9 protein-coding genes are annotated in these 15,273 nt (G+C 58.8%); 3 read left to right on the top strand and 6 right to left on the bottom strand.

Annotation, left to right across the window (positions count from 1 at the left end; translation table 11 throughout):
* From Z946_RS0101075 to Z946_RS0101065, 3 genes are all read right to left on the bottom strand, one after another.
* A partial coding sequence (locus Z946_RS0101075; RefSeq protein WP_025053903.1) for a type I secretion system permease/ATPase occupies window positions 1-1,071 on the bottom strand: 1,071 nt, incomplete at its 3' end.
* A 219-nt stretch (window positions 1,072-1,290) separates the two neighbouring features.
* Window positions 1,291-1,482 carry a DUF6447 family protein gene (locus Z946_RS0101070; protein ID WP_025053902.1) on the bottom strand — a complete coding sequence of 64 codons (192 nt, stop codon included), beginning with the start codon at window positions 1,480-1,482 and terminating at the stop codon, window positions 1,291-1,293.
* 117 nt (window positions 1,483-1,599) lie between these two features.
* Window positions 1,600-5,265, bottom strand: a complete 3,666-nt coding sequence (locus Z946_RS0101065; protein ID WP_025053901.1) for a DUF4214 domain-containing protein — start codon at window positions 5,263-5,265, stop codon at window positions 1,600-1,602.
* A gap of 576 nt (window positions 5,266-5,841) precedes the next feature.
* Here Z946_RS0101065 and Z946_RS0101060 point away from each other — a divergent pair.
* Genes Z946_RS0101060 through Z946_RS0101050 form a run of 3 tightly spaced genes read left to right on the top strand, consistent with a single transcriptional unit; the run spans window position 5,842 to window position 11,376 of the window.
* Window positions 5,842-6,813 carry a hypothetical protein gene (locus tag Z946_RS0101060; protein WP_152540539.1) on the top strand — a complete coding sequence of 324 codons (972 nt, stop codon included), beginning with the start codon at window positions 5,842-5,844 and terminating at the stop codon, window positions 6,811-6,813.
* A gap of 4 nt (window positions 6,814-6,817) precedes the next feature.
* A complete protein-coding gene (locus Z946_RS20945) occupies window positions 6,818-10,486 on the top strand; it encodes a glycosyltransferase (RefSeq protein WP_025053899.1) in 3,669 nt (1,222 codons plus the stop codon).
* The gene (locus tag Z946_RS0101050) at window positions 10,483-11,376 is read left to right on the top strand and encodes a hypothetical protein (RefSeq protein ID WP_025053898.1); all 894 of its coding nucleotides are present in this window, start codon (window positions 10,483-10,485) and stop codon (window positions 11,374-11,376) included. Before Z946_RS20945 ends, Z946_RS0101050 begins: the two co-directional genes overlap by 4 nt.
* Here the strand turns inward: Z946_RS0101050 and Z946_RS0101045 are convergent.
* From Z946_RS0101045 to Z946_RS0101035, 3 genes are all read right to left on the bottom strand, one after another.
* Window positions 11,373-12,302 (bottom strand): hypothetical protein, encoded by a 930-nt coding sequence (locus Z946_RS0101045; RefSeq protein ID WP_025053897.1) that lies wholly within the window; start codon window positions 12,300-12,302, stop codon window positions 11,373-11,375. The genes Z946_RS0101050 and Z946_RS0101045 overlap by 4 nt on opposite strands.
* Window positions 12,303-12,452: 150 nt before the next feature.
* Window positions 12,453-13,454, bottom strand: coding sequence for a ParB/RepB/Spo0J family partition protein (locus tag Z946_RS0101040; RefSeq protein ID WP_025053896.1), 1,002 nt, complete (start codon window positions 13,452-13,454; stop codon window positions 12,453-12,455).
* A gap of 70 nt (window positions 13,455-13,524) precedes the next feature.
* Complete coding sequence (locus Z946_RS0101035) at window positions 13,525-14,901, bottom strand: AAA family ATPase (RefSeq protein ID WP_052836050.1); 1,377 nt, start codon at window positions 14,899-14,901, stop codon at window positions 13,525-13,527.
* Window positions 14,902-15,273 lie beyond the last annotated feature (372 nt).

Below are 15,273 nucleotides of genomic sequence, written 5' to 3'. Positions count from 1 at the left end.
ATCAAAGGAAATACCCTTGAGCAGCGCAGGCTTGGATCCGGTGATCCCGACCTTGGCGTCAGGTGCGGTAGCAACCAGTCCCTGAACGCTCAGGTTGCCCTTGGGCGCCGGCAGCTGCATCCGGTCTTCTTCATCGCCAAGCGCGCCAAAGACCTGTGTCAGACGTTTATGGGCCTGACGCGCGGCCACGAATTGCTTCCACTGGCCCACGGCCTGTTCGACCGGTGCCAATGCGCGGCCCATCACGATGGAAGCCGCAATCATGATCCCCGGAGAGATTTCCTGCAGGATGGCCAGATAGGCACCGGTGCCCAGAATGGCAATCTGCAATGTCATGCGCACAAATTTGGTCGAGGCCATGATCGCCCCTGCCCGCCCGCTGGCTTTTGCCTGCTTGTCGAGCACATCGTCATGCTGGCCCAGCCACCGTTTGGTCAGCTGCTTTTCCATACCCAAAGCACGGATGACTTCGGCGTTCTGCATGGTGGTATTCACAAAGTGTGCCGCGCCCTGGCTGGCATTGCCCGCCTCTTGCAACAAACCGCGTGTGGCAAATTCGTTCGCCAGCGCCAGCGCAAAGATGATCAGCGCGCCCACGGTCGCCACGATGCCCAGCCACGGATGGAAGGCAAAACACAAGGCCAGAAACAAGGGCACCCAAGGCGCGTCGAAAAACGCAAGGATACCCTGACCGGTCATGAACTCGCGCACGCGGTCGATGTCTTGCAGGGTGGAATGGGCACCGCCATTAGGGCTCGCCAACCGGTGCCGGATCACCCGGTTAAAGGCGGGATGCGCAAGCATGTCGTCGAACTGCAATCCTGCACGCACCAGCAGCTTCGAGCGGATGAATTCCAGCAGACCGTAGGTGACCAAAAGCGCAATCGCGATGGCCGAGATCATGACCAGTGTCAGCTCGTTCCGGCTGGCCAGAACCCGGTCATAGACCTGCAACATATAGAGCGGGCCGACGAACATAAGGATATTGCTGAAAAAGCTGAATAATATCGTAGCACCGAAAACCGCACGAAACCGCCCGTAGGCCTGTGCCAGAGGTGTCTTGGCTTTCATGAGCGATGTCCTTCTGCGGTAAGCGCACCAGTGTCATTCATTCTGCTCAGACACCGTATTATTTTCAAAATTCATACACCAGACGGGGATTTGATGCAAATGTCATGGGCGGTCCGGGTTCCGCGTCGGACCCCTAAAACCGTAACGTCAAAAAAGCAACATGCCGGCCCTGAAATACATCCCCTCGCAAGGGGCGGCCGGCATGAAAGAAGAGCCGCTTCAGGCGTCCTTGGGCAGAGCGGACTTCAGCGCCGCCGCATAGGCGTTGCGTGCCGTCTGTGTGATCGCCGCATCACGGCGGATCTGCGTCAGACGCTCGTCACACAAGCGCATGTTTGTCAGGTTGTCCTTGGCATCGGAGGACAGGTCGTCGGTCTCGTATTCTTTGTCGTCGATCTTGATCTTGGCCATGTTTCATTTCCTTGTTGGCACCGGAGCCACCCTCCGGATGTAGAAAAGCCCCCGAACATGCCGGGGGCTTTCAATGTCTTGGGCGTCAGGCCCCGAAGGGCCTGACTGACGTTTCGCTTACGCGAAGTTGTCGATTTCCAGTGTTGTCCAAGCAGTACCGACGAGGTTGATTGTACCTTCGAAGGTCACAGCAACATCACCAGCGCCTGTACCGTCTGTAACGGCATAGACAGCGCCTGCGTTGTTGTCGTTCGCATCGTATACGATGACGATTTCTTCAGCGACAGTTGTGGACGCAGTGGTGTCCGCAGCTGTGTACATCGCCTGGATTTCCGCCAGTGTATCGTTGGATGTTGGGCCTGTGCCACCGATTTCGGAAGCGAGAGTGATTTCACCATTAGCTGTTGCACCGGTGATTGCACCTTTAACCAACGTACTTGCCGCGAACGTACCGTCTGCGAACAACAGGTCGAAGTCGAGAACGTCTTCGCCAGTTGTATCGCCTGCAGCGTTATCACCCGCGTCAAAGTTCAGAATTGTGTCACGGCCAAAGCCGTTGTCGAATTCGATAACTTCGTTGCTGGCACCGTTCAGGTCTGTTGCTGACAACCCACCGTTCACTGTCGCAGGAGTAGTCGCTGCATCGTTTGTGGACAGAACAAACAGGTCATCCGCACCGTCTGTACCGGATCTGATTGTGTTGTCAGATTCAGCTGTGGACGCTGCACCAAGGTTGATGAAGTTCGCCGCAGTTGTGGTGTAACCCGCATCCCCAGTAAACGATTCGCCTGCCGTAGTCAGTGGTGCGTTGTTGTTGATTGTCAGTGACGTGTAGGCCACGGACAGATCACCAGATGCGTGGTCACCGTCTGTCTTCGTTGCGATTACCAGCGAGTTGCCTGGACCGTCTGCTGCTTCCAGCAGGTTACCCAGAACCTGGTTGCTGTTGATACCGGCTTTGATTGCCTGGTTCAGCGCCTGCTCAGACGTTGTTACAACACCTGTTGTGGAGTTCACGTTCAGCTCGCTGAACGGGATTGTCACACGGATGTTGTAAGATGTGCCCGCTGCACCAGATGCACCACCGTAAGAGACGGTGAACACTGCGCTACCGCTGTTCGCTGTGAACGGGTTGGTCGCGCTCACACCTGTAACAGTGCCCAGTGTGATCGTGTCGTTGGTCGCACCAGTCATGCTCAGTGAACCATCTGTTGTTGAAACAGCGAGGTTCTCAGCGTTGAACGCCCAGACACCACCAACAACGTAATCGATCTGATCGTGCTCGGTCAGGTTACGGTCGATGTTTGTCGCAAGACGCTGAGCGGCTTCAACTGCACCGGAGTTGTCGGTGTAAACAACGTCGCGATCTGCACCACCGTCGATGGTGAAGTCACCCCAACCGTGTGTCCAGATTGTGTCTGCACCGGCACCACCGAAGACGGACATTTCAGCCGCAACGTTGGACACAGCGTTTGTGTACCATGCTTCGCCGTTTGTGCTGGCCAGTGCGTAGTGATCCTGACCCTGCTCGTCCACCAGCTTAACTGCATCGCCAACGTTAGTCGTGATGACGTCGTTGCCGTTACCACCGGAGATGGTCATGTCGAAGTCTTCACGTGACCCTGTACCAGCGGAGTTCAGTGCATCATCTGACAGGTTCAGAGTGAACTCGTCGCTACCGTTGCCCAATGTGTAAGCAAAGTCGATGTCGTCTGTTTCGCCATTTGGACCACGGTCCGTGATGTCGAGGTACTTTTCAACGATCTCTTCTGTCAGCTCAGCTGTGATATCTACTGCGCCAGTCATAGCGGAAGCGTTGATTTCACGTACATCGGTGAAACCGAATGCATTGTGCTGTGGCAGAGCGCCCGGCATTGCACCATCTGTTGCGACAGTACTAAATGTGTTGCCGAGAAGTGCACGACCGATGCCGTCTGTCAGACCGAAATCACCAAGGCTTTCGTCTTCGTCAGTCAATGCATCGTCTGCAATGAAGCCGTAAGACAAACCTGGGTTCGCCTGACCACGAACGGCCAAGTCACCGATCATTTCGTCATCAGAGTTCGTTGTGTTGTTGAGACCTGAGTTCTCACCGTTTCCGATGTTCACAACTTCCAACGCGTTGTTGGTGGAGTTGATTGTCTGCAACTGGCTGGAACGATCAACAGTGATGTCGAACTGCTGGATGCCGATGGAATCGGATGTCGCGTCGTCACCTGTCTGGCGACCTGTGGACATTGCACCGAACAGAGCGTCGCCGCCTGTGGAGCCTTTACCAACATCGTCGAACTCAACATTCAGAGAGATCAACGCTTCTGTTGTCGCGTTGTTTACGATCTGACGTGTAACAGTGTTGTTGTTCGCTGGCAGACCGGCTGATGCGTTAAAGCCGCCTTCACCGATTGTGCCGTTGTCAACAGTGATCAGGATCTCTGTACCAACTTCTGGGCTACCATCAGCCTGCAGCAGTGTGAACTGGCCGCCAAGCGTGATTGTCACAGGAATATCCTGATCGTCTGCGGATGCCTGAAGAGCAGCAACATATGCAGCGTAGCTTACGTTCGCCGCGGCAAGCGCGTCGATTGTCAGAGTCTGTGTTTCACCGTCGATGGTGAAGCGAACTTCATCGTAAGGGTTGTCGTTCAGAGGACCTTCGCCTTGTGCGGCGGAGTCCAGGTCCAACAGACGTACAGTCAGTGTACCGCTGTCTGTGGATGTGTTTGTTGGATCGTCGAAGTAAACAGCGAAGTCAACGTTGCCGGGATCTGTGGAGACCATTGCAACAGTCTGCTCGGCTGTGAACGTGCCGTCTTCTGGCGTGCTGTCACGTGCGTCTTCGATAACCAGATCTGCGCGGGAATCGTAGTCTTCCCAACGGTTGATGCCAACCATACGGCCGCCGTCAACTTCAACGTCTACCATGATTGTTGTACCATTGGTGTAACCACCAACGTTGTTGTCAGCAACAGACGTCAGGTCATTGGCCTGGTTTGTCATGTAGAACTGCTCAACGTTCTCTGTACGTGGAGACATTGCAACGCCAGCTTCAAGGAAGTTGCCGCCTGTTTCGTTGAATACGGTGATTGCGTCTGTGCCTGCGCCGCCGTCGATGCGGATGCTGGATGTCAGGTCGCCGCTTTCAGCTTCGAATACATCGTTGCCGTCTGTGCCGGCGATTGTTACCGCGTCTGGGTTCAGGGAGATAACGTTTGTTGGAACAACAACAACCGGTGCTTCGAATGCATCGTCGATTGCTTCCAGAGCCGCGTCAACAGTTGCGGAATCGTCTGTAACACCGTCGAATACAGTGTCGCCAGCGTCGTCACGTGTCAGAACGTCTGCTTCACGTGCAGCGGCAACATATGCTTCACCAACTGTGATTTTGTTGCGAAGAACAGCTTCGTCAGTCGCGTTTGCGCCACCCATGATCTGCAGGATCAGCAGGCCGGCGTCTGCGCCACCGTTCAGCTCGTCTACCCAGTAGTTGTTGCCGTCTGCATCAACGTTCGGGTCACGGCCGAAGAGGTTCTGGAATACTGCTGTAACGAACGCGAGGTTCTCGGCAGGGCTGCGGTCAGCCGTGTCCATGATGCCCGGGTACAGAGCTTCTGTTTCGCTCTGGTCAACGAAAGCCATCGCAACGGCTTCGAGGGAGAGGCCACGGTCGTCAAGGTCTGCGACATAATAGTCGAAACCGTTTACGGCTGGGGCGCGGTCAAAATACCCGATGAAAAGGGCTGTGACCTTTTGCTCCGTTGTGAGTGTATTTAGATCTAAAGGCATGCTTTCTTCCTTTTTAGTCCGAGGCCGCTCGAAGCCCCGATTTTGAATTCAGAGTAATTGCTACTCACCCCTCCCTGTCGGTAGGCGCACGTAACCAATTGGCTAGGGTGTTACCGCGTCTCCCTCTTTCGGACAAGGACTGATGTAGCGTGAATCTCATACTCCTGCCCAAATCATATTTACTATGGTGTTTTTGTTACACATTTTATTTTGAGAGCCTCCGAAACCGGTCCGCCGCCACCCCCCACAGAGGCGCAAACCGGCGGGTTTCCGCAAGCGCGGGCCAGTACCGCGAAAGAATCCCCGAAGATTCAAGCACCTGAAATTGCATGGTTAATCCCGACCGCCCTCTGCGCGCGACAGAACCCCGTCTCGAGCCGCCAAGCGGGGCCTTTTGTGAATATGGCATGGTCTTTTGATATCGCAGGTGATTTTACTGAAAACGTTCTGAATCGCCGCCCAAAATGAGGAAACGGAGCCTGTGACCGGTTGCCTGAGCCACTTTTTGCCGTTGCAAATCCCCCTGTGACAACCGCGGGGACCATAGCTTTGCACGCCGCGGCGCTGCCTTTTGTGATGCCCTGGAAAACGCTCGCGCCGGCGCTTGAAGTGGTCTCGGTTGACCCTGCTTCGGACGTGCTTTGGGCGCGGCTGCTGGAGGGGCAGGGCATCCCCCTGAAAACCGGATCAGGCCCCCTGCCGCAGGACTGCGCGGTCATCACCGGTTTTGGCAGGCTGGAGAGCGGAACACCGCACACCCTCGCCTCATTTGTGGCACAGGCTACGCAAGCGCTGCGGCCCGGCGGATTGCTGGTGCTGGGCCGCGCGCCCCGACACCAGATGCAGGACGGGGACACCGGGATCACCCCCGCAGATGCCATCCGCATTCTCAAAGACGCAGGTTTTGCGCGGCTCCGCATGATCCACCCCGCACCGCCCCCCCCGGACGACACGGGATTTTGCGCCACGATGGACAGCCGCGACACCTGTCTTATCGTCGCCCAGACACAGGCCTACGGGAAAGCATTCGATGTGTTTTCCCCTGTCTTTTGCACCACACCGGTGGCACCCGAACCCGACTATATGGTCCATCTGAAGCAGGCGCAGGCCGCGTGGCACGACCGCCTTCATCACGTGGAAAGCTCTTTGCAGGACCGTATCAATGTGTTGAACGACCGGCTTTCGCACAGCACGCAAGAAATGCAGCACACACTCGAAGAACGGATCAGGGCAGCAACAGAAGCGCAGGCCGCCGACATCGCGGAGTTGCGCGGCACGATCACCCGGCTGGAGCGCCTGACCCGTCGGCGCGGGCTGCGCAAACTGTTCTACAAACTCAAGCAAAAGGCGCGGGCGAAATCTGCGCAGGCGGCACCCTCCGGCATGCAAAGCGATGTTCAGCTTCAGGACGTCCCGCCACCGGCACAGACCGTTCAGGCGATCGACACACCGGTGCACGAAGTAGACATGCATCCCGCAGATCCCGTCCCCCTGTCCCCGCGCGAAGCACAGATGCAAGACCGGCTTTTCGGCACCGGAGCAACGTAGCGGCATGCGTTTTCTGATCGATCTTCAATGCGCCCAAGGCGGCACCCCGACACCCGGACGTTATGCGCTTGGCCTGCTGGACGCGTTGTTACCTGAGGCAGAGGCGCAGGGTCACGAGGTGCACCTGCTGCTCAACAGCGCGTTTGACGCCACCCTGCCCGATCTCCAGCGCCGCTTTCCCAAGCTGCACGCGCAAAGGCGCATCCATATCTTTCATGGCCTGCCCCGATCCGGTGCCCGTCAGACAAACGGCGACTGGCGCAGGGCCGCGTCAAACCTGATGCGCGACTTTGCCATCGCGGGCATTGCCCCGGATGCGGTGTTCTGTCCCGATGTATTTGAAGGCGCAAACGGCCCCTGCGCACTTGGCCCGCTGGTGCTGTCGGACTGCGCCTTGGTGGCCGTCCTGCACGATCTGGTCCCTGCGCTCATGCCGGAGCACTACTTTGACCACGATCCTGCGTTTCAGGCCTTCTACCACAAGCGGCTCTCGGATCTTTCCTCCTACAGGGCGCTGATTGCCACATCCGACCAGACCCGCCACGACATGCTGGCGCTGACGGATATTCCCGCCGAACGCATCCATGTTGTCGCGCAGGACGCAGACCCACAGTTCACCCCGTCCGACACCCTGTCCCTGATTGACATGGAGACATTGCGCCGCCGTCTGGAATTGCGCCGCCCCTACCTTCTTTATGCGGGGTCGGGCGCGCCGGAGCAAAATCTGACCGGCCTGATCCGCGCCTATGCTGCCCTGCCGCCGGGCCTGATCGAAAGCCATGATCTGGTGGTCGCCGGACCGCTCACCACAGACCGGAGCGAAGACATCAGGCGGCTGGCACAGGATCTTGTCCTTGATCCCGCACGCATCCGTGTTCTGGATGATATTCCAAAGGCCGATCTGCCCGGCCTTTACGGGCTGGCAGATGTCTTTGTGATGCCCTCCTTGCACGCAGGTTTTGCCCTGCCCGCGCTGGAGGCAATCCGCTGCGGCACGCTGGCCCTTGGTGCGCATACCGCGTCCCTGCCCGATGTGATCGGTCCCTCCGACGCGCTGTTTGACCCGTGCGATATTCCCGCAATGGCCGACCTGATCGAACGCGGCCTGACCGATGCATCATTCCGCGATGATATGCTGGCCCGTCAACAGCAGCATGCAACGCGGTTTTCATGGAAAAAAACGGCGCAGGAAACGCTGCGCATCCTGACAGAAAATGTCAGTATTCAATCGCCTGATCTACAGTGGGGTGCCGTACAAAAGCGCCTTGATGATCTTGAACACAAGGCCGTAGCCGCCCTGCGCGCCCTTGCCCTGCCCCAGAACGGTCTGCGCGACACGGACCGCCGTGATCTGTCCCGCGCTCTGGTAAAAACCCGCCTTTCTATCGAGAATGCCCACCGCCCGCACCGCCTGCCCGACACCAGACTGCTCTGGCGGCTTGAAGGGCCTTTTGACAGCGACTACAGCCTTGCCTCGGTCAACCGCGAAACCGCTTTGGCGTTGGGGCGGCAGAATATCGACGTGGCACTTTTCTCGGCCGAAGGGCCCGGCCCCTTTGACCCCGATCCCGATTTCCTGCGCGCCCGCCCGGATCTGGACGCGCTGCACACAACCGGTCAGAACACCCCGCCCGAAAGCGCCGACATCCTCAGCCGCAACATGTTTCCGCCGCGGGTGTCGGACATGACAGCCCCGCTCAATCTGCTGCACGGCTACGCCTGGGAAGAAACCGGCCTGCCGCTTTCCTATACCCGCGACATGGCCACCCACCTGCAAGGGCTTCTGGTCACAGCACCCCATGTCAAAAAACTGTTCGAGGATGCAGGCATCGGCCTGCCCGTGCATGTGGTGGGCAACGGCGTTGACCATCTGGATGTGCCGGCCGCCGCCCTGCCCGATCCGCTGCCGCAGGCCGGCTTCACCTTCCTGCATGTCTCGTCGTGTTTTCCGCGCAAGGGCGTCGACGTGCTGCTCGCCGCCTTCGCCAAAGGGTTCGGGGCGGGTGACGATGTGCAGCTCATTATCAAGACCTTCGCCAATCCGCATAACGACATCGCCAATGAGGTCGCCGCCTTGCGTGACACACACCCCGATCTGCCGCCTGTCCATATCGTTGAGGGCGCCTTCACCCCCGGCCAGATGCGCAGCCTCTATACCGCCGCCGATGCGCTGGTCGCCCCCTCGCGGGCCGAAGGATATTGCCTGCCTGTGGCCGAAGCGGTGCTGGCAGGGACGCCTGTGCTGACCACCGGCTGGGGCGGGCAGAAAACCTTTGACGGCAATCCGCTGGTGCAGTTCACCAAATACAGCCTTGTGCCGGCTCAAAGCCATCTGGGGGCATGGGATTCAGTCTGGGCCGAACCGGACTGCGCCGATCTGGTCGCGGCGATGCGCGCCCTGCGGGATGCGCCAGCGCCGGATGCCGGAACACGTGCCGCTGCGAAACAACAGCTGCTGGAGCACCACACATGGGACAAGGTCGCGCAGCGTTCCGTCACAGCCGCGCAGGCCATTGCCGCGCAGCGCCCCGCCCCGCCCCCGCGCGTGGGCTGGATCACCAGCTATAACACCCGCTGCGGCATCGCCACGTATTCCGCCCATCTGATCGAGGCCTTTCCGGACCGCGTCACGGTCTTTGCCTCCCATACAGGTGACCGGCCCGGGCCCGACGGCCCCGACACCCGCCGCTGCTGGTATCAGGGGGGGCAGGACCCACTGACCGATCTGGCCGCCGCGATTGATGCGGAAGACCCGCACGTGCTGGTGATCCAGTTCAACTACGGCTTTTTCAATCTCGCCCATCTTGCCGCGCTGATCCTCAAGGCCAAGGCCGACGGGCGGCAGGTTGTGATGATGATGCATGCCACCAATGACCGGGCCGTCGCACCCGAGCGGTATCTGTCAGGCATCCTGCCCGCGCTGAAGCTTTGCGACCGGTTGCTGGTCCATGCCCATCATGACCTGAACCGGCTGCGCGATCTGGGGCTAGAAGAAAATGTCGCCCTCTTTCCCCATGGCGTGCCCTACGTCGACACCCCTGCCCCGCCGCCGATGGCCGCCGACCGCGCCGTGGTGTTGGGCACATACGGATTTTTCCTGCCGCCCAAGGGGCTGGACCAGCTGATCGAGGCCACGGCGATCCTGCGCGATCAGGGCGCAAATGTCGCGCTGGAGATGGTCAACGCCGAATACCCCGGCCCGCCTTCTGTCGAGGCCATTGCCGATGCCCGTGCGCGGATCACCGCACTGGGGCTGACGGACCACATCCGGCTGGAAACGGCCTTTCTGCCCGATGGCGAAAGCTTTGCCCGCCTGTCGCGGGCCGATGCGCTGGTCTTTCCCTATCGCCAGACAGCTGAATCCGCCTCCGGTGCGATCCGTCAGGCGCTGGCCCTCGACCGGCCGGTGATCGCCACACCGTTGCGCATCTTTGATGATGTGGAGCCGCTGATCACCCGCCTGCCCGGCACCTCTGCTGCCGACATCGCCCAAGGCCTGCATCCCATCATTGCCGCCCTGCGTGACCCCGCCGCCGATCCTGAAACCGCAGACCGGCTTGCCGCCACACAGGCGCGCGTCACCGACTGGCGGGCCAGCCATGCCTATGGCGAACTGGGGCCCCGTCTGTGGCGGCAGATCTGCACGCTCCATAACCGGATCGAAACACCATGACACAGACGCTTTTGCACGTAGGCTATGCCAAGACCGCGACCACCTATCTGCAGCGGCATGTCTTTCCCAAATCAAAGGGAATCAACTACCTTGGCAAGCCTTTCGACCTGAGCAAGGGCAGGCTGGAAACCTTCCTCGAAAAACATCTGGGGCTGCGCTGTGAAAAGGTGCATGTCTTTGATCCGTTTTTTGAACACGAAGACATCATGCGCGTGCGCCCGCCCGAAGAGATCGACCTGGGTGGGCTGGCCGGTCATCTGCGCGGTATACTGTCAGAGCGGGATCTGAACGTCTGGTCCCATGAAGGCTACCTGCGGTCGGGGCGCAAAAGCGCACCACTGGACCGGCCCCACGCCATCGCCAATCTGGTGAATGTGTTCAAGGCCGCCGGCAGCACCGACATCCGCGCACTGGTGGTGCTGCGCGATACAAAAAAGATGCTGGCGTCCTATGCCGTGCAGTTTCACCGCGACTTCGATTATCTGCGCATCGGTGATCTGTCTTTGGAAGACGTCGCGGTCTTTCGCGACAGTGACCGCACCGACAGGTATGCGGCTCTAATATGGCGGGTCTGGTACGAATACCTGGATTACAGATTGATGATCGAGAACCTTATTGCGGGGCTGGGCCGCGAGAATGTATATGTCCTGCGCTATGAGGAAATGATCGCGGACTGGAGCCTGCTGGAAGACCTGCTGCGCAGCATTCATCCGGGCATTCGCGGTCATTTTCCGGCGCTCCACGAGAACACGACCCAAGACAAGCCCTATGACGTTTCAGGCCCGATTAGAGACTATCTCGACAGCGTCAGGGACTTTGACGTTGCGCGGATTTTCCCCGACAACGAAGGCTCTATCAAAGAGATGCTCTATACCCGAACGCCGCGCTAAAGCGCCATTACCGCACAGGTATTGCCATGTGACCCGAGTGACAGATGCCTGACGAAGGCTTCCTGTTTCGTATCGAACACCGCCAGCATCGCGTTACTGTCCATCCGGTCGGCACGGTCTTCGTTAAAGCCGTAGCTGATCACCAACAGATCCCCCATGATATCGATGCCCCGCGGAAAGGGAACGCCATGGGCGCTGTCGAAAGGGGCACCCTGCGCATCTGTCATCACGAAACGGTCCATGGCCCCCGTTTCAACATGCACCCGCACCAATGCAGAACCGCCACTGTCCAGCGTCCAGAACACATCGCCGTCGGGGATGATGTCATGGCAGCAAAACCCGAGGTCTTCATAGACTCTGGTACAGGTCATTTTCCCGCGGCGCGCATCTTTCAGCGAAAGGCGCAACGCAAAGCTGGGCATGTCCCAGTTGTGGGCCAGCGCGATCAGGTGGTCGCCCTGAACCGCAACCGAATTGATGTGGTAGGCATCGTGATTATGGTCGTCGTGCCGGCGGTAGGGCTCAGGCACCGGACCGGTGATATCAATGCCGCGGCGTCCGCCGAACAGCCCCTTGCGGATCAGAAAGGGGAACTTGCCCGAAGTGACAAACAACGCACCGCGATCATAGGCGATCTGGTGCAAATCATCGAAAGCCTTGCTTTTGTAATACACGGGCGTGCGGATCATACGCCCTGACGGCAGCCGGATATAAATACGGATCGCGTTTTGCGGATCACCCGGTGTGATCGGCTCCTTGTTGATATCAAGATTGCGCTCGGCCACAAAGACGACCGGGCCCCAACGCTCAAGTCCGAAATAGACACCATGTGCCCCACTCACCATCTCGATGTCGCGCATCTCGCCTTTGGGTGAAAGCTCCACCTTCAGCAGGCGGCGAAAGGTGGAAACAAGAAGGCTGGGCATGGAGGGTCTGCTTATCGCTGGGGAGGGAAATCTATTGTAGGCAAGTCGCGCAGAGCGGCCTGCCTACAAGGTCCGGAGCCTAAACGACCCATAGCAGCGGCACAAGCATCCGCCGGAACACTTCGGGAAATGTTTCGCGCGCGAAACATTTCATTCGTCTTTGAAAAGCGCGCGCAGACGGTCGGCCAGCGCATCTGTCACCCCTGGCCCTTTAAGCGTAAGACCCGAAGGACCACGCATCATTACCACACCCGGCGCCAGCTCTTCTTTAGAGTCTAACTTGGGTTTTATTGCAGGCTTTGTCGCACGCACAGCAAGCGCGCCAGACAATACGTTCTGTTCTTCCTCAGGCGTTTTGCCATCGCTCTTTGCAAGCTTGGCCCGCAAGGATTTGGCAAAGGCCGCATCCTCCAGACGCTGTGACAAATCCAGCCCCATACGTTCTCCGATTGCGGTAGGGTGATGCAGCACATCCCCAAGCGCGGAGACAATCGGAAGGAAGGATTTGATCTTGGACCGCTTGGCACGGCTGGCGCTGGAAAACAGGGTCTGTAAAGCGGTTTTGTCACTATCATAGACTCCCGCCTGCACGGTACGGGCAACAATCTGGGCACGCTCGTAATAGCTTAGCCCGACACGTATTTCGTTTTCCTCCACCATCGCCACATAGGCGTCCTGCGCGCTGGCGGGCTGGCGGACAAGCGCGTGCACATAGGCAAACTGCGGATCGTTGGTTTCTTCATAAAGGCGCGCCAGAGCAGCCAGACGGCGCCAACCGGAAATCAGGCCATATGTATCAGGTCCAGTGGCCAGCACCTCGACCGGGGTTTGCTGACCACGCGACCGGATAGAGGCCATCAACGTGTCCATATCCCCACTATCGATAATGACCCTGTCGCGCATCAGATGGCCCGCGTCGATCTGGGTCGTGCGCAGCTTTTGCACAAAGCGGCCTTCGGCGCGGGCGGCGCTGAGTTCGGCACTGACTTCTTCCAGCGCGGCAGAGGCCGCGGCGGCACCAGCCATATCTGCGATGGGTGCGGATTTCGCACGGCGCCCCGGCACGATGCCGGTTGGGGCCTCCGTGAACATACCCTTGGTCTCAGGCGCAGGGGCCTCTGGCGGCAGGGTCAGTCGCTTGCGTTTGGCCATCTCTTGTCTCCTGTCAAAACCTCAGTATCGCTGTCGAAGTTTACGTATCCTGACGCGGACGTGCGCCCGATTAATCCTGTGCCGCATCGCGGGCTTTTTCATCGCGGCGCCATGTGCCGATCAACAGGCGTTTGAAGGCGGCATAGGTCGCATCAAAAGCCTGCCTGCCGCGGGCATAGGTCTCGCGGTTGAAATCGCGGTAGTCGGCCTCGTAGATGCCATTTACCGACTCCCCCGCCTGACCGATGAGGGCTGTAAAATCCTGCCGGTGCGGGGAGAGGACCGGCCCGAGGTAGGCTTGCATCAAGGCGGCCATCTCGGCCTGCTGGGCGCCATCATAGCGGGTGATCACCGCACGCACCGCATCCCATTCAAAGGCCATCCCCTCGCGGCCCAGGGCGCGGGCGGCCATATTCTCGTTTTCCTCGATAGAGCCGAAGGTGGCATGCAGCATGTCAAAGAACCGGCCAGTTGAATCAAACTCCAGAAAGGAAGCACCAAGTGGCACCAGCAGGATGTCCGCAGCGGACAATCCGTTGATAGTGAGATAGCCGAGGGCAGGGGGGGTATCGATGAACACCACATCGTATTGCGACAGCACGCCATCGGCCTCGAGCCGGTCGGTGAGCGCATCCCACAGCTTCCAGCGGCGCGCGGCCATGCGCCAGACGGGGATCTGGAATTCTGCCCAATAGAGGTTCAGCTGGGCGCCGATCAGATCGATGTTGGGCCAATGGGTTTTCTGGATGAGGTCAGGGGCGGATACCTTGAGCGCCTCGGCCAATGTATCGTCGATGTCGATGGTCGGATCGCCGCGTGACAGGCGGCTGTGGTTCTCGGTCTGGGCGGCCTCGGCATAATGCCGCGCGAGCAGGGGAAAGACGGTTTGCCATTCGTCCTCGACCTTGCCGCCAAAGATCGAGGTCATGGAGCCCTGGCTGTCGAGATCGATCACCAGCACGCGGTAGCCGTCAAGCGCCGCTGACATGGCCAGATGCGCCGCCGTTGAGGTCTTGCCCACACCGCCCTTGAAGTTGGCCACAGCGACAATTTTTGCGGGCAATCCGTCAGGGCGGTAGGGGCGGTATTCCTTGGACTTGGACCCTTCCTGCGAAAAATGCGCACGCAGGCGCAGGACTTCATCCAGGGTGAACCATTTCGCACCGGCCTCTGTCTCGGTTTTGCCCTGCGGCAAATCGGGATTGGATTTCAGCACACGGCGGAAATGAGCAGGGGCGACAGGGATCAGGTACTTGGTGATCTCCCATGTGGAAAACAGGCGCAGGGATTTCTGGCCGGCCTCGTCCATGCCACGTGCCGCCAGATCATCACGCCCCCGCGTGCAGGCCGCAGCCATATCGCCAAAGGCGGCTGTAGTTCCGCTTGGCCCGAGATCTGCCAAAGCCTGATCGGGATCAATATTGAAATAAGGAGGAAGCTCTGCCATGCCCTGTCCGATATGCTGTGTTTTTGGCAATGTAGCACAAAAGGTGGCACGTGGAAGAATAAACGGCTCTTTCACCCTTTTTCTCAGCAATTCAGCGTTTTGCGGCAGGTGCCTGCGCCTGCTTTGGAAAGGGGCAAGAAAATTTTCATGTGTTATGATGTGTTATTTATTAGTTACGCAATGCAAGTGATTTCATAAGTTGCTGTTCATTCAACAGAATTCGACCTTCCTTTTGAGGGCAGTGACTCTGAAACCACGCTGATGCGACTCTGATACCCCGACAAAGTGACTCTGATCCCCCGTTACGATGGCTGGACTGAGTTATCCACAGGCCCTACCCTTGGTGTCATTAAAACCACGATTCCCGCACAC

It is taken from the genome of Sulfitobacter noctilucicola, from assembly GCF_000622385.1.
Classification (GTDB): domain Bacteria; phylum Pseudomonadota; class Alphaproteobacteria; order Rhodobacterales; family Rhodobacteraceae; genus Sulfitobacter; species Sulfitobacter noctilucicola.
The sequence above is the reverse complement of the archived record's forward strand: the minus strand, read 5'-3'. Positions and strand labels throughout refer to the sequence as shown.

Coding starts and splice junctions, on each gene's coding strand:
- Z946_RS0101070 (WP_025053902.1), bottom strand. CDS start 1,482: ATGGCCAAGATCAAGATCGACGACAAAGAATACGAGACCGACGACCTG.
- Z946_RS0101065 (WP_025053901.1), bottom strand. CDS start 5,265: ATGCCTTTAGATCTAAATACACTCACAACGGAGCAAAAGGTCACAGCC.
- Z946_RS0101060 (WP_152540539.1), top strand. CDS start 5,842: ATGCCCTGGAAAACGCTCGCGCCGGCGCTTGAAGTGGTCTCGGTTGAC.
- Z946_RS20945 (WP_025053899.1), top strand. CDS start 6,818: ATGCGTTTTCTGATCGATCTTCAATGCGCCCAAGGCGGCACCCCGACA.
- Z946_RS0101050 (WP_025053898.1), top strand. CDS start 10,483: ATGACACAGACGCTTTTGCACGTAGGCTATGCCAAGACCGCGACCACC.
- Z946_RS0101045 (WP_025053897.1), bottom strand. CDS start 12,302: ATGCCCAGCCTTCTTGTTTCCACCTTTCGCCGCCTGCTGAAGGTGGAG.
- Z946_RS0101040 (WP_025053896.1), bottom strand. CDS start 13,454: ATGGCCAAACGCAAGCGACTGACCCTGCCGCCAGAGGCCCCTGCGCCT.
- Z946_RS0101035 (WP_052836050.1), bottom strand. CDS start 14,901: ATGGCAGAGCTTCCTCCTTATTTCAATATTGATCCCGATCAGGCTTTG.